17 protein-coding genes are annotated in these 20,589 nt (G+C 71.3%); 4 read left to right on the forward strand and 13 right to left on the reverse strand.

All coding sequences use genetic code 11. The annotated features are described in order from the left end of the window. Positions 1-178: 178 nt before the first annotated feature. Positions 179-643 carry a MarR family winged helix-turn-helix transcriptional regulator gene (locus tag OM513_RS01620; RefSeq protein ID WP_264942397.1) on the forward strand — a complete coding sequence of 155 codons (465 nt, stop codon included), beginning with the start codon at positions 179-181 and terminating at the stop codon, positions 641-643. Positions 644-655: 12 nt separating this feature from the next. Here the strand turns inward: OM513_RS01620 and OM513_RS01625 are convergent, their stop codons facing one another. From OM513_RS01625 to OM513_RS01655, 7 genes are read right to left on the reverse strand one after another with little or no spacing between them, the layout of a single operon-like run. Continuing rightward, on the reverse strand, positions 656-2,686 hold the full coding sequence (locus OM513_RS01625) for a response regulator (protein ID WP_264942398.1): 2,031 nt from the start codon (positions 2,684-2,686) through the stop codon (positions 656-658). Further along, positions 2,683-3,768 (reverse strand): chemotaxis-specific protein-glutamate methyltransferase CheB, encoded by a 1,086-nt coding sequence (cheB, locus tag OM513_RS01630; protein WP_264942399.1) that lies wholly within the window; start codon positions 3,766-3,768, stop codon positions 2,683-2,685. The genes OM513_RS01625 and cheB overlap by 4 nt, the downstream gene beginning before the upstream one ends. Then, positions 3,765-5,807, reverse strand: coding sequence for a hybrid sensor histidine kinase/response regulator (locus tag OM513_RS01635; RefSeq protein ID WP_264942400.1), 2,043 nt, complete (start codon positions 5,805-5,807; stop codon positions 3,765-3,767). The genes cheB and OM513_RS01635 overlap by 4 nt, the downstream gene beginning before the upstream one ends. After that, positions 5,804-7,273, reverse strand: a complete 1,470-nt coding sequence (locus OM513_RS01640; RefSeq protein ID WP_264942401.1) for a CHASE3 domain-containing protein — start codon at positions 7,271-7,273, stop codon at positions 5,804-5,806. Before OM513_RS01640 ends, OM513_RS01635 begins: the two co-directional genes overlap by 4 nt. After that, positions 7,273-7,803 (reverse strand): chemotaxis protein CheW, encoded by a 531-nt coding sequence (locus tag OM513_RS01645; RefSeq protein WP_264942402.1) that lies wholly within the window; start codon positions 7,801-7,803, stop codon positions 7,273-7,275. Before OM513_RS01645 ends, OM513_RS01640 begins: the two co-directional genes overlap by 1 nt. After that, the gene (locus tag OM513_RS01650) at positions 7,800-9,302 is read right to left on the reverse strand and encodes a CheR family methyltransferase (protein ID WP_264942403.1); all 1,503 of its coding nucleotides are present in this window, start codon (positions 9,300-9,302) and stop codon (positions 7,800-7,802) included. Before OM513_RS01650 ends, OM513_RS01645 begins: the two co-directional genes overlap by 4 nt. Continuing rightward, a complete protein-coding gene (locus tag OM513_RS01655) occupies positions 9,299-10,051 on the reverse strand; it encodes a chemotaxis protein CheW (protein ID WP_319951589.1) in 753 nt (250 codons plus the stop codon). The genes OM513_RS01650 and OM513_RS01655 overlap by 4 nt, the downstream gene beginning before the upstream one ends. A gap of 116 nt (positions 10,052-10,167) precedes the next feature. On the opposite strand from OM513_RS01655, the gene trxC reads away from it, so the two are divergent. Next, positions 10,168-10,611 carry a thioredoxin TrxC gene (gene trxC / locus OM513_RS01660; protein ID WP_264942405.1) on the forward strand — a complete coding sequence of 148 codons (444 nt, stop codon included), beginning with the start codon at positions 10,168-10,170 and terminating at the stop codon, positions 10,609-10,611. Positions 10,612-10,615: 4 nt separating this feature from the next. Here trxC and cydX read toward each other — a convergent pair whose 3' ends face one another. Genes cydX through OM513_RS01675 form a run of 3 tightly spaced genes read right to left on the reverse strand, consistent with a single transcriptional unit; the run spans position 10,616 to position 13,467 of the window. Then, on the reverse strand, positions 10,616-10,717 hold the full coding sequence (gene cydX / locus OM513_RS01665) for a cytochrome bd-I oxidase subunit CydX (protein ID WP_264942406.1): 102 nt from the start codon (positions 10,715-10,717) through the stop codon (positions 10,616-10,618). A gap of 11 nt (positions 10,718-10,728) precedes the next feature. Further along, on the reverse strand, positions 10,729-11,877 hold the full coding sequence (gene cydB, locus OM513_RS01670; protein ID WP_264942407.1) for a cytochrome d ubiquinol oxidase subunit II: 1,149 nt from the start codon (positions 11,875-11,877) through the stop codon (positions 10,729-10,731). Positions 11,878-11,889: 12 nt separating this feature from the next. Then, positions 11,890-13,467, reverse strand: a complete 1,578-nt coding sequence (locus tag OM513_RS01675) for a cytochrome ubiquinol oxidase subunit I (protein WP_264942408.1) — start codon at positions 13,465-13,467, stop codon at positions 11,890-11,892. A 198-nt stretch (positions 13,468-13,665) separates the two neighbouring features. On the opposite strand from OM513_RS01675, the gene OM513_RS01680 reads away from it, so the two are divergent. Both OM513_RS01680 and OM513_RS01685 read left to right on the forward strand, forming a co-directional pair. After that, entirely contained in the window at positions 13,666-15,153 is a 1,488-nt protein-coding gene (locus OM513_RS01680; protein WP_264942409.1) for an ATP-binding cassette domain-containing protein, read from the forward strand. Further along, positions 15,150-16,748 carry an ATP-binding cassette domain-containing protein gene (locus tag OM513_RS01685; RefSeq protein WP_264942410.1) on the forward strand — a complete coding sequence of 533 codons (1,599 nt, stop codon included), beginning with the start codon at positions 15,150-15,152 and terminating at the stop codon, positions 16,746-16,748. Before OM513_RS01680 ends, OM513_RS01685 begins: the two co-directional genes overlap by 4 nt. Positions 16,749-16,757: 9 nt before the next feature. On the opposite strand, the gene msrA is transcribed toward OM513_RS01685, so the two are convergent. The 3 genes from msrA to pabB form a co-directional block, all read right to left on the reverse strand. Next, a complete protein-coding gene (gene msrA / locus OM513_RS01690) occupies positions 16,758-17,387 on the reverse strand; it encodes a peptide-methionine (S)-S-oxide reductase MsrA (RefSeq protein WP_380916263.1) in 630 nt (209 codons plus the stop codon). A 125-nt stretch (positions 17,388-17,512) separates the two neighbouring features. Beyond that, entirely contained in the window at positions 17,513-18,712 is a 1,200-nt protein-coding gene (locus OM513_RS01695; protein ID WP_264942412.1) for a pyridoxal phosphate-dependent aminotransferase, read from the reverse strand. 47 nt (positions 18,713-18,759) lie between these two features. Beyond that, on the reverse strand, positions 18,760-20,520 hold the full coding sequence (gene pabB, locus OM513_RS01700) for an aminodeoxychorismate synthase component I (protein ID WP_264942413.1): 1,761 nt from the start codon (positions 20,518-20,520) through the stop codon (positions 18,760-18,762). Positions 20,521-20,589 lie beyond the last annotated feature (69 nt).

The raw sequence follows: 20,589 nt of genomic DNA on the forward strand, positions 1-20,589 counted from the left end.
TTCGCGCTCATTTTAGTTATTGTCAATAACAGTTATAAACCGGTACGAGACAGGGCGCGCTTTTTTGCCACCGGCGGGCGAGTGTTGCGATCCAGTCCCCGTCCCTGTCAAAAGAGGGCGCGCGATCGGAACGGGAGGGGCGGAGTTCTTGGCAGGACCACGGAGAAGAAGACTGGCGTTGTTCGACCCGTCCATCGACTACGGCCTGCTTCCGTCGCTGACCGGATACGCCCTGCGCCGCGCCAGCATTCTGGATTTCAGCGGGTTCGGCGAGTCGGTGGGCGATCGCGGGATCACGCCCTTGCGCTATTCGATGCTGGAGCTGGTCGGGGCGAATCCCGGGCTGAGCCAGGTCGAGCTGGCCGAGATCATGGGTCTTTCCAGGCCGGCCGCGACGTTGATGATCGACTTTTGGCAGGCGCGGGAATGCATCGCGCGCCACGCCAACGAGGCGGACCGGCGCTCCTACGGCATCCACCTGACCGATGCGGGAAGGCAGGCGCTGGCCACGCTCCAGCAACTGGTGCGCGAGCACGACTCGAGGCTGACGAGTTCCCTGTCGGGCGATGAGCTGCGGCAGCTCAGGCTGCTGCTCGATCGCCTCAACCATCCCGCGTCCCGCAGGCCCCGGACGAAGAACTGACCCGTCCGGCCCTTATCTGTCGGGCATCTCCACCGCCGGAAGCCGGAAGCGGAAGGTGACGCCTTCCGCCCGGTTGGGCGTGATCCAGATCTTGCCCTGGTGCGCCTCGATGATCGATTGCGAGATCTTGAGGCCCAGCCCCATGCCCTGTGCCTTGGTGGTGGTGAAGGGCTGGAACAGGCGCCGCATCACCTGGGGCGGGATGCCGGGGCCGGTATCCGATATCGCGACCGTGGCGAAGTCGCCGTCCTCCGCGGCGGTGGCGACGGTCAGCACGCGCCGGTGCGCCCCGCGCATCGCATCGAACGCATTGCGGAACAGGTTCACCAGCACCTGCTGGATCTCGACCTTGTTGATCAGCACCGGGGGCAGCGCCTGTTCGAAGCGGACCTCGATCTCCGCGTCGGTCTGGGCCGCGTTGAAGGCGCCGAGCGCGATCGCTTCCTGCACGACGCGGTTCAGATCCTCGATCGTGCGGCCGGTCTCGCGCCGTTCGATGAACTCGCGCAGGTTGCCGATGATCGCCCCGGCCTGACGAAGCTGGGCTGCGGTATGCCCTACCATCTCGCTGGCCGAGGCCGCCTCCGGATGCTCCGCGCGCGCGAGCACGCGATCGAGCGCGTGGAGGAAGTTGGTGGCGGCGGTGAGCGGCTGGTTCAGCTCGTGCGCGATCGTGCCCGCGATCATGCCCATCGCGTTCCAGCGCGAGACATGCGCCAGCTCCGCCTGGAGCTTCGCCATCTCGCGCTCGTTGCGGCGGCGCTCCTCCAGCACCGCCTGCATCGCCGCCATCTCGCGCGCGGCGCGGGCCTCGATCGCCTCCAGCTCCTTCTGCGCCAGCCGTTCGCGGATGACCCGGTTCTGATCCTCGAACTGCTTGCGGCGAAGCTGGGCGCGCACGCGCGAGCGCAGCACCTCGAAATCGGCGGCCTTGTCGACATAGTCGTCGGCCCCGGCATCGAGCCCGCGGACCATCGATTCGCGATCCTTGAGCGCGGTGAGCATGATCACCGGGATGCGCTGAAGGATCGGCGTGGCCTTGATCCGGCGGCACGCCTCGTGCCCGCCGATGCCGGGCATCACCAGATCGAGCAGGATGCAATCGACCGGCTGGGCGGCGAGCAGCTCCAGCGCCTCCTCGCCCGATCGCGCGAACACGACGTCGAACCCCTCCGCACGCAGATCGGCGCCGAGCTGCTGGAGATAGGTCTCGCTGTCGTCCACGGTCAGGATGCGCTGCGGCCCCATCAGGCTGCGCGCCTCCTCCTCGCCCACGCGCGGCCCGTCCACGCTGCGGATCACCGCACCCAGCCGGGCGAGCAGCAGCGCGAAATCCTCATCCTTGCGCACGAAGGCGTCGGCGCCGGCATCCAGCGCGCGCACCTCCGCCCCCGGATCGGTGGTGGCGGTGAGCAGGATGCACGGCAGGTGGCGGAGCGCCGCGTCCATGCGGATCCGGCGCAGCACCGCCGGCCCGTCAAAACCCGGCATGACGCCATCGACGATGACCGCGCTGGGCGGCGCCGCCGCGGCGAGCCGCAGCCCTTCCTCCCCGCTGGCGGCGAGCCGGACGGAATAGCCGGCCTCCACCAGCGCCTCCCCCAGCCGCGCGCGGAAGGTGGGGCTGTCGTCGATCACCAGCACGGTCTGCGCTTCCGCGGCGGCGGCGGGCGCGGCCTGCTGGAGGAATTCGCCGACGCGCGCGACGACATAGCTGGTGTCATAAGGCTTGCCGACATATTCGTCGGCGCCGGTACGCAGGCCGCGCAGCCGGTCCTTCACCTCCGCCTCGGACGAGAGCAGCATCACCCGCATCCCCTCCCGCGCGGGATCGGCGCGGATCTCGGCGAGCAGCGCGATCCCGTCGCCATCGGGCAGCAGCACGTCCAGGATCGCCACCGCGAACGGGTCGCGCGCCAGCGCCGCGCGCGCCTCCGCCAGCGTGGCGCAGGCGGTGCTGGCGATGCCCGCCGCCTCCAGCGCATCGGCAAGGCCCATGCGCACGGTAAGGCTGTCGTCGACGATCAGCACCTGGCGGGTCATCGCGTCTTCACTCCCTGTATCGCATTGGCCGCCGCCGCGATCGCCGGGCCGATGGCGCGCAACGGCAGCACGCGCTGCGCCGCGCCGATCTGCGCCGCCTCGCGCGGCATGCCATAGACGACCGAGGTCGCCTCATCCTGCGCGATGGTGAGCCCGCCGGCCTGGCGGATCCTGAGCAGCCCCGCCGCGCCATCGCGCCCCATGCCCGTGAGCAGGCAGGCCGCCGCCGACGCGCCGAAGGAGAGGGCGACCGATTCGAACAGGATATCGACGGAGGGGCGGCACGAATGCCGTTCCGGCCCCGCATGCAGCCGCAGGATACCCCCCTCGACCACCAGATGCCGGTCCGGCGGCGCCATCACCACCCGGCCGCGGCGCCCCAGCGGCTCGCCGTCGCGCGCGAAGTGGACGCGGTGGCAGGTCTGTCCGTCGAGCCAATCGGCGAAGTTCGATCCGAACGGCTGGCCGATATGGATCACCAGCAGCACCGGCAGCGGGAATCCCTCCGGCAGTGCGCGCAGCACCTCGGTCACGGCGGCCGGCCCGCCGGTCGAGGCGCCGATCGCGACCACGCTTACCGCCGGGCCGCGCGGCGCGGGGACGGCCGGCACGGCCTCCGCCGCCTGCTCCGGCACGCGCCGGGCCAGCGGGGCCATCCGCGCGCGGGGATGCGTGATCACCTTGATCCGCGAAACCATCCGCACCGCGGCCAGGAAGCGCCGTTCCCACTCGCCGCCATCGTCGTCGAAGCTGCTGGCCTTGTCGAACGCATCCACCGCGCCCGCCGCCAGCGCGTCATAGGTACGATACAGCTCGCCCCGGTTGATGGAGGAGGAAACGATCAGGATCGGCGTGGGAAAATGGGCCATCACATATTCGGTGACTGCCAGCCCGGTCATCACCGGCAGCATCATGTCGAGCGTCATCACGTCCGGGCGCAGCTCGCGGCAGCGCTCGATCGCCTCGCCGCCGTCGCCGGCCGAGCCCACCACCTCGAACTGCGGATCGGCATCGAGCACCTCGACCAGCCGTTCGCGCACCGTGCGCGAATCCTCGACCACCAGGACGCGGATCGGCTTCATGCGGCCGCCAGCAGCAGCTTGCGGATCGTATCGAGCACGCGGCGCTGATCGAACTCGCTCTTGATGAAATAGGCGTGCGCGCCGGCAGCCATGCCGCGGGCGATATCCTCCGGCGCCGCGCGCGAGCTGACCAGGATCGCGGGCACGCGGCGCAGATCGGCGTCCGCGCGGGTGGTTTCGACAAAGCCGAAGCCGTCCATGCCCGGCATCTCCACATCGACCAGGAACAGGCCGTAGCGGCGCTTGCGCGCCATATCGAGCCCCTCCTCCGCGCAAGTCGCGAGATCGACGGAAAAGCCCGCCGCCTCCAGGATGCTCTGCTCCAGAACGCGCGTGGTGAGCGAATCGTCGATCACCAGGACCGGCAGGCTCCGGGGCGCGGCCTCCGGCTTCGGCGCGGCGAGCCCGGCCGCAGCGGCGGCGAGCGCCGCGGGATCGGCCACCGGACGCGGCACGCCATCGGCATCGAACCAGGTCGCGCTGACCACCGGATCGGCAAAGGCCAGCGGCGGCACCGGCCGCACCACCAGGTTCGCGGTGCCGACGATCGCGTCGACCGCCAGCGCCGCCAGGGCGCCCCCGCCGTCCAGCACCACCGCCGGCCCCGCCGCGCGGGCGCCCGCCGCGGAAGCAAGCCGCAACAGACGGGCGAGCGGCGCGACGGCGATGGCCGCGCCGTCATGCTCGATCGTCTCCCTGCCGCCCGCGCGCGCCACGTCGCCGGGGACCAGACGTACGGCACGGCGCACCGCCGCCAGCGGCAGCGCCACCGAAGTGCCGCCCGCCTCCACCAGCAGCGCATCGAGCGACGAGAGCGAAACCGGTATGGCGAGCGCGATATGGCTGCCCGCGCCCGCACGCGAGCTGGCGTCGAGCCGGGCACCGAGCCGGGCCGCCACCTCGCGCACCACGTCCAGCCCCACGCCGCGCCCCGACGCCTCGGTCACCTCCGCCGAGGTCGAGAGGCCGCCGGCCAGCAGCAGATCGAGCAGGGCGGCCTCGCCGCCGTCGCCGACCGGCAGCCCGCGATCGTGCGCGGCCGCGCGCACCGCGGCGAAATCGATCCCCGCACCATCGTCGGCGCAGGAGATCACGATCCGGCTGCCCTCGCGCCGGACCTCCACCGTCACGCTGCCCGCCTCCGGCTTGCCTGCCGCCAGCCGCGCCGCTGGCGTCTCGATGCCGTGCGCCACCGCGTTGCGCAGAAGCTGGATCATCGCGCGCTGGACCATGCCCAGCACCTGGGGATCGAGGCGGATGTCGCCGCCGCGCACGGTCAGCACCGCCTGCTTGCCCAGCGCCGCCGCGCTTTCGGCCAGCGCGCGATCGAAGGCGCCGAACGCCGCCGCGCAGGGCAGCAGGCGCAGTTGTTCGGCGGCGGTGTGCGCCTGGGCCAGATCGCGCTCGTTCTGCTCCACGCCGTCGCGCAGGCCCTGTTCCGCCTCGGTGATCAGCGTGCGCAGCTCCTCCGCGAAGCGGCGCATGCGTGGCGACGCACCGCCCGCTCCGCCGCCGGGCCGCGCGGTCCAGTCCGCCACCAGCTCGGCGAGCTGGCGCGCGCGCGCGATGGTGGCCGTCGTGCGCCGCATCCCGCGCAGCCGCACGCGCGATTCCGCGATGCCGGTGAGCAGGGCGTCGATCTCTCGCGCTTCCGCGCGGAGCAGCCCCGCCGCCTCGTCGAACCCGGCCGCCGGCGTTCCGCGCGCGGCGGGGCGCGGCGCGGGCGCGCGGTCCAGCGCCGCCACCGCCTCGGCCAGCGCGGCGACATGGCCCGCCACCGCCTCCACCAGATCGCCCGGCACCGCGCCTTCGCGCCCGCGCATCGGCGCCAGCGCGTCTTCCAGCGCATGGGTCCGTTCGGCGATGGCGCGCTGCTTCACCACCCCGGCCGCGCCCTTCAGCGTATGCGCGAGCCGCATCATCCGCGCGACCAGATCGGCCGAGGCACCGGCGCCGAACTCCGCCACCCCGCGGCCGAGCTCCTCGGTGATCTCCCGCGCCTCCACCCGGAAGTATCGCAGAGGATCCTTCTGGCTCATCCCCGCGTCTCGCGCCGCACGATGCGCGCCAGATCGCGCGCCAGGCTGGTCAGCTCCGACGCGGTCTGCAGGATCTGGCCCGAACTGGCCTCGGACTCGGTCGCCGCCTGGGCCACGTTGGAGGTGGCGATGTTGACCTGCTCCACCGCGGTCGATTGCTGCTTGGTCGAAAGCTCAATCTCGCGCGCGGCGTCGGTCGTCGTCTCGATCATGCCCGCGATCTCGCGGAACGATGTGGCGACGGCCTCGAACTGGCGCGATCCGGCATCGACCGCCTTGGAGCCCGTCTCGGTCGCCATCACCGTCGTGTTCACGGCGGCGCGCATGTCGTCGATCAGGCTGCGGATCTCCTTGGTCGAATCGGCGACGCGATCGGAGAGCTTGCGGATCTCGTCCGCCACCACCGAGAAACGCTTGCCCGCATCGCCCGCGCCGGCGGCCTCGATCGTGGCGTTGATCGCCAGGATGTTGCTCTGCTCCGCCAGCTCGGAGACGATGTCGAGCACCGCGCCGATCTGTTGCGACTTGCGGCCGAGATCGAGCATGTGCTCGACGATCTGGTCCACCTGGCGGCGGATGCCGGAGATCGAAGCGTTGGCGGTTTCGACCGCCTTGTCGCCGTCGCGCGAGGTGGCGGCGGTGTCCTCCGCCACCTGCGCGACACGCTGCGCGCTCTCCGCGATCTGGCGCGAGGTGGCGATCAGCTCGCGGATCGTGGTGGCGATCTCGTTCATCGCGCCGGCCTGTTCGCGCGCGCTCGCCACCTGCTGGTTGGCGGCCGCCTGCAGCTCCGCCGACGAGCTTTCGACATGACCGACCGCGCTGCCGATCCGGCGGGTGAGCATGCGGATCGTGAACCAGCCGATCGCCACCACGAGCACCAGGCCCAGCACGCTGCCGCCCACGATCGTCCATTCGGTCCAGGACGCGCTGGAGGCGGCCGCGGCGGCACGGCGGGCGAGCAACGCCTCCTCCTCCCGATCGGCATCGGCGACGATCGCGCGGATGCGGTCCATCGCCTGCTTCCCCTCCCCGGTGCGGACCGCGGCGATGCCGGCCTGGACGCCGCCCTCGCGCCGGGCCGCCAGGGCGCGCTCCGATATCGCGATGCGCTGCTCGATCAGCGGGGCGAGATCGGCGAACCGGCGCTGCTGTACGGGATTGTCTGCGGTGAGCGTCCGCAGCCGGGCCAGCGTGTCGCGCACCCCCGCCTGCGCGCCTTCGTGCAGGGTAAGGTGCGCCTCGTCGCCGGAGATCACGAAGCCGCGGACGCTGGTTTCCACATCGGTCATCTTCGCGACGAGATTGACCAGCTCGCGCCGCACGTCATGCGTGTGGGTCACCAGCGCGCCGTCCTCGACTAGGTTGACCGTGCTGCGAAAGCCGACGGCGGCGACCAGCAGGAGGATCGCCCCGGCCACGGCATAGCCGACCGCCAGGATCCGCCCGAACGTCCAGTCCTTCATCATCTCTCCCTCTCCCGGTTGGCGCGATCGGCGCGCGCGGCCAGCATCTCGGCCAGCACGGCGAGCCGCAGGATCGGGCAGCGCCCGGCCCCCGCCATCGCCGCAGTGCCGCCGAGCCACGGCTCCTGCCCGCCATCACCCGCCACGATGTCGCCGGGGGCGATGCCGCGATATCCCTCCAGCATGTCGAACGCGAAACCCAGCGGCACCGGCCCGGCGGCCAGCACGATCCAGCGCTGGTCCTCCGCGCCTGCCGCACCGCCCAGCAATGCGGCCAGGCCGAACACCGGCACCGGCTCCCCGCGGATGCCCGCCAGGCCGAGAAGCTCGTGCGCCGTGCTGGGCAACGGGGCGATGGTGCAGCCGGCATGGACCCCGGCGACCTCCGCCAGCGCGACCAGATAGGGCTGCCCGGCAACGCCGATATGCAGGAAGGGCTCGGGCCGCTCCGGCCGCCCGGGCGGCGGCTCCGCAAAGACGCGATCGAACGCCGCGCGCAGATCGCCCGCGCTGCCCCCGCCGCCGCTCATCGCGGCGCCCCGCACGCCGCCAGCTCGGCACTGCACAGCGCGGTAAGCGCCGCCCGGCCAAAGCCCCCGGCGAACAGGTGGAAGCGAACGCCATCCTCGCCATCCAGCAGCAGCAGCGCCTGCTCCAGATTGGCGCGCGCTTCGTCGATGCGGCCCGCACGGCGCGCGAGCAGGCCCAGGTGGAGCCTCGGCATGGCGAAGCCCGGATCGATATAGGCGGCGATGCGATCGTGCCGGGCCGCGCCCTCCGGATCGCCGCGATTCTCGTGGCACAGCGCCAGCAGATGGTGCGCACCCGCGTTGAAATCGTCGAGCGCCAGCAGCTCGGCGCAGATCCGCTCGGCCGCGGGGATGTTGCCGCCATGGGTCTGGAGAATCGCGGCGAGCAGCAGCGCCTCGGGCGCGCGCGCCTGATCGGCGGTGAGCCCGCCCAGCACGGTCGCGGCATCGTCGAACCGTTCGTGCGCCAGCAGCTCGGCGGCGGCATGCAGCCCGTCCCAGCCGCGGGCCGGCTGCGGCGCCGGGCGGCGCGCGGGGCGCTTGAGCGGCCGACCGGGGGGCGGCGGCGCATCGGATACCAGGTGCGGCACCGCAGCCGCGGGCGCCTCCGCAGACGGCAGCGGATACGGCTGGCGGAACGGCGCATCCGGCGGGGGCGGGAGCCGCGCACCATCCTTGAGCCGGTAGTAGAAGGCGTCGCCGGTATGGCAGATCTGGAACCCGGTGGTCAGGCCCCGCAGCGTTTCCGCATAGCCCAGGAACAGATATCCGCCCGGGGCCAGGCTCTGCGCCATCCGCGCCACCACCGCCCGGGCCGTGGCCGGCGGGAAATACATCAGCACGTTGCGGCAGAAGATGACGTCGAACCGCCCGGTGGCCCAGAAGGCGGGATCGTCCGCGACCAGGTTCCGCTCCTCGAAGCCGACCAGGCGGCGGACGGCGGGGATCAGCACGGAATCGCCGCCGTCGCGCCGGAAGAGCTGATTGCGCAGCTCGGGCGGCGTCTGGCGCAGCGACCATTCCGAATAGCGGCCCGCCTCCGCCTTGCGGAGCATCGCTGGGTTCACGTCGATCCCCAGTATCCCGATCGCGCGGCCGGCCAGCGCCGGGCTCTCGCGGGCGCAGGCGGCGAGCGTATAGGGCTCCTCGCCTGAGGCGCAGCCGGCGGAGAGGATGCTGAGTGCCCGTCCCTCCGCCGCCGCCGCGCGCGCGCGATCGGGCAGCACGATCTCCGCGAACGCCTGGATCTGGCCGGGATGGCGGAAGAAGCTGGTTTCGGTGACGGTCAGCTCCTGCGCCAGCGCACGCAGTTCCGCAGCGCCGGGAGCGCCTTCGAGCCAGGCGAGATAGGCGGCCTCTGCCAGCCCGCTGGCGCGCATTCGCCGCGCCAGCACCCCGGCCAGCCCGCCGCTGCGCCCCGTGTCGAAGTCCAGCCCGATCCATCGCCGCACGGCGCGGCGGAACCGCTCGATATCCGGCGCGGCCGCAACCGCGCTCACCGCGGCGCCTCAGGCGCGAGCACGCCACGCATCCGGCCGGTCACGGTACGGCCGAGCTCGAGCAGGTTGAGCAGATCGGAATCGAGCGATCCGATCGCCGATACGACGTCGCGCCCCGCCCCGCGCAGCAGGCGCGGCAGCCGCCCGAACGCATCCGGCGCGATCTCTCGCACGCCCAAAACCGATTCCACCGCCAGCGCCACCGCGCCGCCGCCGGACCGCAGCGAGACGTAACGGGTGAAGGCGGGCGCTCCCCCCTCGCCCAGCAGTGCGCCTGCATCGGCGACCGGCACCGGCTCCCCGCGAATCCGCGCGACACCGATCAGGAAGGGCGGCATGTCCGGCAGCGTTTCGGCGGGCAGGGGCCGCATCACCTCGCGCAGCGCCGCCAGCGGCAACGCGCAAAGCCTTGCCCGAGCCCGGAAGAGCAGCGTTCGATTATCGCGCTCATCATGCACCCGACGCACTCCCGTCTCCCGGCGGACGGATGCGACCGATCGCAGCAGGCGCATCACACAGCCGCTACACCTCCCCTGCAAGCAATCGCGAGAGAGACGCCGCCTGTAGACGCGATAGTTCGCCAGAGATGTTGCGAAGGCAAGCGAAATTGAACTTCCGCGCGTTAACCCTATGACGCGGCCTCGTTTCCTATTGCATCGCAACATGCTTCCGGAGCCGGTACTTGCATCATGGTGACGGGCGCACCGGTGATTGCCGGATTGTTTCCAATTATTGCTGCCGTGCGGCATTCAACTGCGCCGTGCGCACGCCAAGCTGGACAAGGGCGGGGAAGCGCAGGCCTTCTGATCGCGGCGGCGCGCACCTACATCGGCTTACGGACGCAACCGCGTCCGGAGCGAGGACCATGACCGGAACCGAGATCGTCATCTGCCCCGATTGCGCCACCGCCAACCGGCTCCCTGCCGGGCGGCTGGACGAGGCGCCCAAATGCGGGCGCTGCGGCAAGCCGCTGTTCGCCGCGCGACCCGTGGCGCTGGACGGCGCCGGGTTCGATCGGCTGATGCGGCTGGGCACGCTGCCGGTGCTGGTCGATTACTGGGCGGGCTGGTGCGGACCGTGCCGCGCGATGGCGCCGCAGTTCGAGGCGGCGGCGGCCGAGCTGGAGCCCCGCGTCCGGCTGGCCAAGGTCGACGTGGATGCCGAGGCGGCGCTGGCGGCCCGCCAGGGCATCCAGTCGATGCCCACGCTGGCGCTCTACCAGGGCGGGCGCGAGATCGCCCGGCGATCGGGGCTGATCGACCGGGCGTCGCTCGTGCGCTGGGTGCAGTCGGCGCTGCCCCGGCGCTGAAGCATCACTCCTCGCCGGGGATCGAATGGACCTCGTGCCACAGCCCGTTGAGGATCGCGAAGGCGACCGCCAGGCCGAGGCCGAGCACCCAGGAGAAATACCACATGGCCTGGCTCCTCAATAAAAGTCGGGGTTGGAACGCACTTCGGCGGTGGTCACCCGTCCGAACATCACCTTGAACGCCCAGCTCGTGTAGATCAGCACGATCGGCAGGAACACCAGCGTCACCAGAAGCATGATGAACAGCGTCAGGTGGCTGGAGGAGGCGTTCCACACCGTCAGGCTGGAATTGGCGTCGATCGAGCTCGGCAGGATGAACGGGAACATCGACGCGCCAACGCTGGCGATGATGCCCACCGTCGCCGCGCTCGATCCCGCGAACACCAGCGGATGATTGCGCCGCGAAATGCCCAGCCAGGCGATCAGCGGCCCGGCAAAGCCCAGGACCGGCGCCGCCCACATCCACGGATAGGTGGCATAATTGGCCAGCCACCCGCCCGCCGCATGCACCGCGGTGGTGCGCAGCGGATTGGAGGGGCCGAGCGGATCGGGAACGCTGGTGATGCGATAACCCATGTCGGTGAAGGCCAGCATCGCGAAGCCCGCCGCATAGAACAGGATCGCCGCCACCGCCGCGACCTTGCCGAAACGCTGCGCGCGCGCCAGCACCGGGCCGTCCTCGACCTTGAGCGACAGCCAGCCGGCGCCGTGCAGCACCAGCATCGCCACCGAGGTGAGCCCCGCCACCAGCGTGAAGGGCGTGAACAGGCCGAGCAGGCCGCCCTCGTAGCTGAGCCGCAGGTCGGTATCGAAGCGGAAGGGCGCGCCCGTCAGCACATTGCCCACCGCCACGCCGAACACCAGCGCGGGCACGAACCCGCCGACGAACAACGCCCAGTCCCAACCCGCGCGCCACGCGGCGCCGCCGCGCTTCGACCGGTATTTGAAGCCCACGGGCCGCAGGATCAGCGCGCTCAGCACCAGGAACATCGCCAGGTAGAAGCCCGAGAAGCTGACCGCATAGACGAACGGCCAGGCTGCGAAGATCGCGCCGCCGCCCAGGATCAGCCACACCTGATTGCCTTCCCAGGTGGGCGCGACCGAGTTGATCACCATCCGCCGCTCCTCATCGCCCCTGGCAACCCAGGGGAGCAGCGCCATCGCGCCGAGATCGAAGCCGTCGGTGAGCGCGAAGCCGATCAGCAGCACGCCCATCAGCGCCCACCAGATCACCCGCAGCGTCTCATAGTCGAGAGGGATATCCATTGCAGTCGCTCCTTATTCGGCCGCGATCGGCGCATAGCCGCCGGCGGGCGCGGGGCCATCGGCATCGCCGGGCTCCGCGATCGGCTCCGGACCCTTGCGGATCGATTCGAGCATCAGCCGCACCTCGACGATGGCCAGCGTGCCATAGAGCAGCGTGAAGCCCGCGATCGTGGTCCATAGCTGCGCCACGCTCAGGTCCGACGCGGCCAGGAAGGTGGGCAGCACGCCTTCGATCGCCCAGGGCTGGCGCCCGATCTCCGCCAGGATCCAGCCCAGCTCGGCCGCGATCCACGGCAGCGGGATGATCAGCAGCGCGATCCGCAGGAACCAGCGCCGCCCGAACTGCCGCCGGGTCGCGAAATAGAAGGCGGCGGCGAAGAAGGCGACGAAGAAGAAACCCAGCCCCGCCATCGCGCGGAAGACCCAGAACATCGCCGGCACGTTGGGCACGGTGCTCCACGCCGCCTTGTCCACCGCCGCGGCATCGGCCTTGCGCGGATCGGCGACGAAGCGCTTGAGCAGCAGCGCATAGCCCAGGTTCGCCTTGTTCTCCTCGAACGCGGCGCGCGCGGCGGGATTGCCCGCGTCGGTCTTCAGCGTCTCCACCGCGTCATAGGCGATGATGCCGCTGCCGATCTTCACCTTCGCCTGATCGACCAGTTCCGTAATGCCGGTCACCTCGCCGGTCAGGCTGCGCGTGGCGATCAGGCCCAGGACATAGGGGACCTTGACCTCATAATGGGTCTCGCGATCCACGTTGCTGGGAATGCCGAAGGCGGCGAAGCCGGCCGGGGCGGGCTCCGTGTGCCACATCGCCTCGATCGCGGCGAGCTTCATCTTCTGGTTGTCGGTCAGCGCATAGCCGCTCTCGTCGCCCAGCACGACGACCGACAGCGAGGAGGCGAGGCCGAACGCCGCCGCCACCGTGAACGAACGGCGCGCCAGCGGCATCCACTTGCCCTTCAGCAGGAACCAGGCCGACACGCCCAGCACGAACACCGAAGCGGTGACATAGCCGGCGCTGACCGTGTGGACGAACTTTGCCTGCGCAACCGGGTTGAACAGCACGGCGCCGAAATCGGCGACCTCCATGCGCATCGTTTCCGGATTGAACACGGCGCCCGCGGGATGCTGCATCCAGCCGTTGGCGATCAGGATCCACAGCGCCGACAGGTTCGATCCCAGCGCCACCATGAAGGTGACGAACAGGTGCGCCTGCTTCGACATCTTGTCCCAGCCGAAGAACATCAGCCCGACGAAGGTGGCCTCGAGGAAGAAGGCCATCAGCCCCTCGATCGCCAGCGGGGCGCCGAAAATGTCGCCCACATAATGCGAATAATAGGCCCAGTTGGTGCCGAACTGGAACTCCATGGTGATGCCGGTGGCGACGCCCAGCACGAAATTGATCCCGAACAGCTTGGCCCAGAAGCGCGTCACCTGCCGCCACACCGGGCGGTTGGTCATCACATAGAGGCTCTCCATGATGACCAGCAGGAACGACAGGCCGAGCGTGAGCGGCACGAACAGGAAGTGATAGAGCGCGGTTAGCGCGAACTGGAGCCGCGACAGCTCAATGACGGCCATATCCATCGCGAAGGTCCTTCTCTAAGGCTCTGCCTTCCCTTCACCGAGGGGAGGATAGTTCGTAGTTTCGCATCTATGCAGATAACGGTGAAAACGAAAGCCGATTCTTCGCCCGGGCGGACCTCTCCTGCGCCGTCGCTATGGTGGATTCTCGACGGTCCGGCTGCGGCCGTGTTTGCCGCGGCACTGGCGCTTTCGCTCCATATGCTGCTGATCGGAAATACGTATTGGGCCGTAGCCTGCGCAGCGGGGATGGCGGCGGCGGCGCTGGCGCGCGCGCTGATCCAGGCGCAGGCCGAGGCCGCTGGGATCGCGGCCGCCGATGCGGCGAAGCGCGGGGTGCGCGCCGCGCTGTTCCCCCATCTGCTACGTTCGCGCGCGCAGGAACGGCGGATGCTGGGCGAGGAGCTGGCGAGCGCGGTGGACCAGGTTTCCGCGCTGACCGGCTATCACGGCCGCTTCGTGCCGCTGCGCCGCGCGGCGGCGGTCACCCCGCTGCTGATCGCCGCGCTGGTCGCGCTGGCCAGCCCGGTTTCGGCGGCGATCCTGGTCGCGACGCTGATCCCCTTCGCGATCGGCATGGCGCTGGCGGGCGGCGCGGCGCGGCGGGCGGCGGACGCGCAGGTGGCGGCGCTGTCGCGGCTGTCGGGGCTGTTCGTCGATCGCATCCGCGCGCTGCCCGTGATCCTGGCGTTCGGCGCCGAGGACCGGGTGACCCGCCAGCTAGACACCGCCGTTCAGGGCGTGGCGGACCGCACCTATGCGGTGTTGCGCATCGCCTTCCTCTCCTCGGGCACGCTCGAATTCTTCTCGGCGATATCGGTGGCGCTGGTCGCGGTCTATTGCGGGTTCGCCCTGCTGGGGCTGCTGCCCTTTCCGGTGCCCGAGACGCTGGACCTGCCGCGCGCCTTCTTCGCGCTGGCGCTGGCGCCCGAATTCTATCTGCCGCTGCGCCGGCTGGCCGCCGCCTATCACGAGAAGCAGCTTGGCGAGGCGGCGGCGGCGGCGATCGCGGAGCGCAGCGGCGCTGCGGCGCCCGAACCCGCGCAAACCGCCGTTCCGCCTGCCGCTTCGCTGTCGGTCGAGGCGGCGGTGATCGATTATGGCGGCGGCCGATCGGTCGGCCCGTTCGAACTGGCGGTGCGCCCCGGCGAGCTGGTGGCGCTGACCGGCGCCACGGGCAGCGGCAAGACGTCGCTGCTGCACATGATCATCGGGCTGGCGCCGCTCGCTTCGGGCACGCTGCGCCTGGGGGACGCACCGGTCCGGCCGGGTGCTGTCAACGACGCGATCGGATGGGCAGGCCAGCATGCCGCGCTGCTGCCCGGCACGATCGCCCGGAACATCGCGCTGGCCGATCCCGCCGCCAGCCAGGACGCGATCGCCGCCGCCGCCGAGCGGGTGGGTCTCGGTCCGCTGCTGGCGGCGCGCGGCGACGGGCTGGACACCTGGATCGATCCGCGCGGATCGGGCCTTTCGGGCGGCGAGCGGCGGCGGATCGCGCTGGCGCGTGCCGTGCTGAGCGGCCGCCCGCTGCTGCTGCTCGACGAGCCGACGGCCGATCTGGATCCGGCAACCGCCGCCGCGATCGTGGCGCTGCTGACCGGCCTGGCGCGCGAGCATGGCGTGCTGGCGGCGACGCACGATCCGGCGCTGATCGCGGCGGCGACGCGCACGGTGGCGATCGCATGAGCCCGCCGCTGCTTCCCGAAGCGCTCGCCGCCTGCGCCGCCCCCTGGCGCGGCACCCGGCGGCTGGCGGTTGCCGCCGGGCTGACCGTGGGGTTCGCGAGCGTGGGGCTGCTGGCCATATCGGGCTGGTTCCTGACCGCGGCGGCGATCGCGGGCGGCACGGGGCCGGCCGCGGCGCGCGCGTTCAACTATCTGGTGCCCAGCGCGATGATCCGCCTGCTGGCGATCCTGCGCACCGCCGCGCGCTATTTCGAACGGCTGCTGAGCCATCGCGCGGCGCTTTCCACGCTGGCTTCGGTACGCACGCTGTTGTTCGCGCGCGCCGCGGCGGCCGAGGGGCGGGGCACGCTGCGGCTCTCGGGCGGGGAGGCGGCGGCGCTGCTGGGGCAGGATGTCGACCAGCTTGAGGACCGGCTGGTGCGCGGCCCGGCGCTGGCGGGGGCGCTGGCCGGGGGAGGCACCGCGATCGGGCTGGCGGCATTGGCGGGGCCATTTCCCGCGCTGGCGGTTGCGGTGTGCCTGGGCGGCGCGGCCTGGATCACGCGCCGTGCCGCCCGGCGCATGCTGCCCGCCCGCGCAGAGGCTGCTGCGGCGGCGCTGACCGGCCTGAAAATAGCATTGACCGAATATGCCGCGGCGGCGGGCGAGATCGCCGTCTATCGCCTGACCGGCCAGGTCTCGGCCGAGCTGGAGCGGCTGGCCGAACGCCACGACCGCGCGCTGCGCGACCTTGCCGTGGCGGAGGCCGCCATCGGCGCGGCGATCCCGGCCGCGGCGGGGCTGGCCAGCGCGCTGGCGATCGCGACGGCGGGCGGCGGCCCGGCGATGGCCGCGATGGCGGCGCTGGCCGCGGCGGCGAGCGGCGAGGCGGTGGCCGCGCTGGCCCGTGCGGAGATTCGCGCGCCTTCGATCGATTCGGCCGCGCGGCGGCTGGAGGCGCTGGCGGGCGAGCCCGATGCCGCACCGCCGCCGCCGGCGCCCGCCCGCCCGGTGCTCACGATCGACGCGGGCAATGGCGCGGAGCGGATCGCGCCGGGCGGGCGCGTGGCGATCCTGGGCGCATCGGGCAGCGGCAAGACCCGGCTGATCGAGACGCTGGCGGGCCTCCGCCGGGACGCCCCCCAACGGCTCGCGCTGGGCGGGGAGGAGACCCCTGCCGCCGCGCTGGGCCTGGCCGTGCTGCGCCAATGCTTCGCGCTGGTGCCGCAGGAACCGATGCTGATCGCGGGCACCGTTCTCGACAACCTGCGCATCGCACGGCCGGGGATCGCCGAGCCCGAAATCTGGGAGGCGCTGGCCGCCGCCTGCATCGATGCCGAGATACGCGCGCTGCCCGGCGGGCTGGACCAGTGGATCGGCGAGGGCGGCACCCAGCTATCGGGCGGTCAGCGCAAGCGGCTGGCGCTGGCGCGCGGGCTGCTGGCGGGGCGGCCGTGGCTGCTGCTCGACGAGCCGAGCGAGGGGCTGGACGCGGCGACCGAGGCGCGGCTGGTGGCCGCGCTGAAGGCGTGGCTCGATCGCACCGGGCAGGGACTGGTGCTGGCCAGCCACCGTCCCGCGCCGCTTGCGCTTTGCGATCATATGGTCCGGCTTTAGGACCGCGCCCTATCGCGCCAGCGCGGGAAACGCCGCGCGGAATGCCGCGATCTTCGGATGGTCCCAGCGGACGATATAGGGGTGGCTGGGGTGGCGCCGCGCGAAATCCTGATGATATCCCTCGGCCGGATAGAATGGCCCCTGCTCGATCCGCGTGACGATCGGGCGGGGATAGGCGCGCGCCGCGCCGAGCTGGGCGATATAGGCGGCGGCCACGGCGCGCTGCGCGGGATCGCGCGGAAAGATCGCCGAACGATAGCTCGGCCCCTTGTCCGGCCCCTGATAGTTTAGCTGCGTCGGATCGTGCGCGACCGCGAAGAAGATGCGCAACAGCGTGCCATAGCTGACCACCGCGGGATCATAGACGATGCGGATCGCCTCCGCATGGCGCGTGCGCTCGGTCGATACCTGGTCATAGGTCGCGGTCTCGCGCGTGCCGCCGGCATAGCCGCTGGTGACCGAACGGACGCCCTTCACGCCCTCGAACACCGCCTCCATGCCCCAGAAGCAGCCGCCGGCCAGCACCGCCACCTGCGGCCCGCGCACGCCCTGCACGTCCTTCGCCGGGGCGGGAATGCGCACCGCGCCGCCGGGCGCCGCAGGCGGACCGGCACCGGCATCCGAACAGGCCGAAACCATGGCGAGCGCCACCGCACCCGCCAGCACAGCCGTCATCCGTTTCGCCATCGTCCGCTCCTCATCGCGCCGGGGGATGCTTTCCCCCCGGATACGCCGGGCGCGGCCGCGCGGTTACATCGGCCCGCTCAGCGCAGCGCCGCGCACGCCGTCTGGATCCGCTCGCAGGCGATGCGCAGCAACTCGTCCGACGTGGCATAGCTGATCCGCATCGCGGGCGAGAGCCCGAACGCCGCGCCATGCACCGCCGCCACCTGCGCCTCGTCGAGCAGATAGCCGACCATGTCCTCGTCGGTGGCGATCACCTTGCCCTTGGGCGTGGTCTTGCCGATCAGGCCGGCGAACTCGGGATAGACGTAGAAGGCGCCTTCGGGGCGCGGGCAGCTCATCCCGTTGATCTGGTTGAGCATCGAGACGACCAGATCGCGCCGCGCCTGGAACGCCTTCACCCAATCCTTCAGGAACGACTGGTCGCCGGTCAGCGCCGCGACCGAGGCCGCCTGGCTGATCGAGCAGGGGTTCGACGTCGACTGCGACTGGAGCTTGGCCATCGCCTTGATCAGCCACTGCGCGCCGCCCGCGAAGCCGATGCGCCAGCCGGTCATCGAATAGGCCTTGGACACGCCGTTGCAGGTCAGCGTGCGATCGTAGAGCGTGGGGCAGACCTGGGCGATCGTCGCGAATTCGAAGCCGTCGTAGAGCAGGTGCTCATACATGTCGTCGGCGAAGATCCACACGTGCGGATGCCGTTCCAGCACCTCGCCCAGCGCCTTCAGCTCGGCGGCAGAATAGGCGGCGCCGGTGGGGTTCGACGGCGAGTTGAGGATCAGCCACTTGGTCCGGGGCGTGATCGCCGCCTCAAGCTGGGCGGGGAGCAGCTTGTAGCTCTGCTCCGGCCCCGCCGCGACGAACACCGGGGTGCCGCCCGCGAACTGCACCACGTCGGGATAGCTCACCCAATAGGGGGCGGGGATGATCACCTCGTCGCCCGCGTCGATCGTGGCGACCATCGCGTTGAACAGCGTGTGCTTTCCGCCCGAGTTCACGCTGATCTGGGCCGGCGTATAGTCCAGCCCGTTGTCGCGCTTGAACTTGGCGGCGATCGCCTCCTTCAGCTCGGCGGTGCCGTCGACATTGGTGTATTTGGTCTTGCCCGCGTGGATCGCGGCGATCGCGGCTTCCTTGATGAAGTCGGGCGTGTCGAAATCGGGCTCGCCCACGCCCAGGCTGATCACGTTGATGCCCTGGCGCTGCAGCTCGAGCGTACGCGAGGTCATCGCAAGCGTGGCGGAGGGCTGGATGCGGTTGAGCGCGGCGGAAGGTTGCATCGTGATAGGCGCCTGATCTGGAGGAGCGGCCCTGCGGCCGCGCGCGCCTATACCGCCGCCCTCTCCGTTTCCGCAACCGTAACAGCCGCAACCAATCCGCGCAGCGCGTTGCCCAGCCAGAAGCCGCCCGCAAGATCGCCGGGGACCAGATCGCCCTCCACCGCGCGCCCGCTTTCCAGCAGCTCCGCACGCAGCACGCCGGGCAGCAATCCGCGTGCGAGCGGCGGCGTGACGAGAACCCCCTCGCGCTCCACGAAGAGGCTGGTGAAGCTGCCCTCGGTCAGGAAGCCTTCCGCGTCCACGAACACCACCTCGTCCGCGCCGCCCGCCCCGCGCGCGGCGTCATAGAAGCCGCGGCGGCTGGTCTTGTGGCGCAGGCGGAAATCCGATGCCGCCACCGGCAGCGGCGCGATCGCGGCGCGCATCGGCCCGGCGCGGCGCGGCGGCATCGGCGCGATGCCGATGGCGATCGCCCCCGAAGCCGCGAGCAACAGCCGGATGCGCGCGGGCGCGTGCAGCCGGAAGGTCGCCGCCTGAAGCTCGTTGCGCACCATGTGGCGATCGAACGAGAAGCCGAAGGCATCCGCGCTCGCCTTCATCCGCGCCAGGTGGCGGTCGAGCAGCACGATCCCCTGTTCGGGCTCGAACCCCATGGTCTCGATCAGGTCGAACGGCTTTTCGCCGGCGGTCAGGAACGCGCCCTTGGCCAGGCATTCGTCCCATTCCTCTTCCGCGCGCGAATCGGCCACCAGCCCGGACCCCAATCCCATCGATGCGCGCCCCGCCGGATCGATCGCCAGCGTGCGGATCGCGACGTTGAACAGCGCGTCGCCGTTCGCGTCCAGCCGCCCGATCGCGCCGGTGTAGACGCCGCGGGGCGCCCGCTCCACCTCCTCGATGATCTGCATCGCCCGCACCTTGGGCGCGCCCGTCACCGATCCGCAGGGGAACAGCACCGCCAGCGCGTCGGCGGCGCCCACGCCCTCCGCCAGATCGGCGGTGATGGTGGAGATCATCTGGTGGACGGTGGGATATTGTTCCACGTGAAAGAGCCGCGGCACCGCCACCGAACCCGCGCGCGCCACCCGGCTGAGGTCGTTGCGCATCAGATCGACGATCATCAGATTCTCGGCCCGCTGCTTGGGATCCTCGCGCAGCGCCAGCGCCGCGCGCGCGTCCGCCGCCGGATCGTCCAGGCGCACGGCGGTGCCCTTCATCGGCTCGGCGGTGATCCGGCTGCCGTCCATGCGGAAGAACAGCTCAGGCGAGAAGGAGAGCAGCCAGCGCTCGCCGGTATGGACCAGCGCGCCATAGCCCGCCGCCGCCCGGCCGCGCACCAGCGCATAGAGCGCGGCGGGATCGCCCGCCCAGCGCACGTCGGACTGGAAGGTCAGGTTGGCCTGATAGATGTCGCCGGCCGCGATATATTCGGCCACGCGCGCCAGGCGGGCGAAATACTCCCGCCGCGCGATGCGGGGTTCGGGCGCCCCTGCCCAGGCGCCTGCGGGATCGGGCAGCAGCGCCGCCGCGTCCGCCACCGGCGCATATTCCTCGAACAGGCCGAACCACAGCCGCGGCCCCGCTTCGGCGGCGGGCGCCGCCCAGGCGCGCGGTTCCAGCGTCTCGGCGCCTTCATAGGACAGGAAGCCCGCGGCATGCAGCCCCGCCGCCTGCGCCTCGCGCAGCCGCGCCAGCCCCGCGGCGACATCGCCGGTCACGATCTCCACCGGCCGCGCATAGAGGCGCGCACCGCCGCCGGGGCGGGCATCGTCGAGCAGCACGAACGGGGCGTCGGGAAGGCGGACCACGGCCCGGGCATGCCGTCCCCGTGCCGCCGGGGCAAGCCCATGTTGGCGCGCGATGTTGCCGCGGCGGCG

The sequence above is a fragment of the Sphingomonas canadensis genome, assembly GCF_026013525.1.
Lineage (GTDB): Bacteria > Pseudomonadota > Alphaproteobacteria > Sphingomonadales > Sphingomonadaceae > Sphingomonas > Sphingomonas canadensis.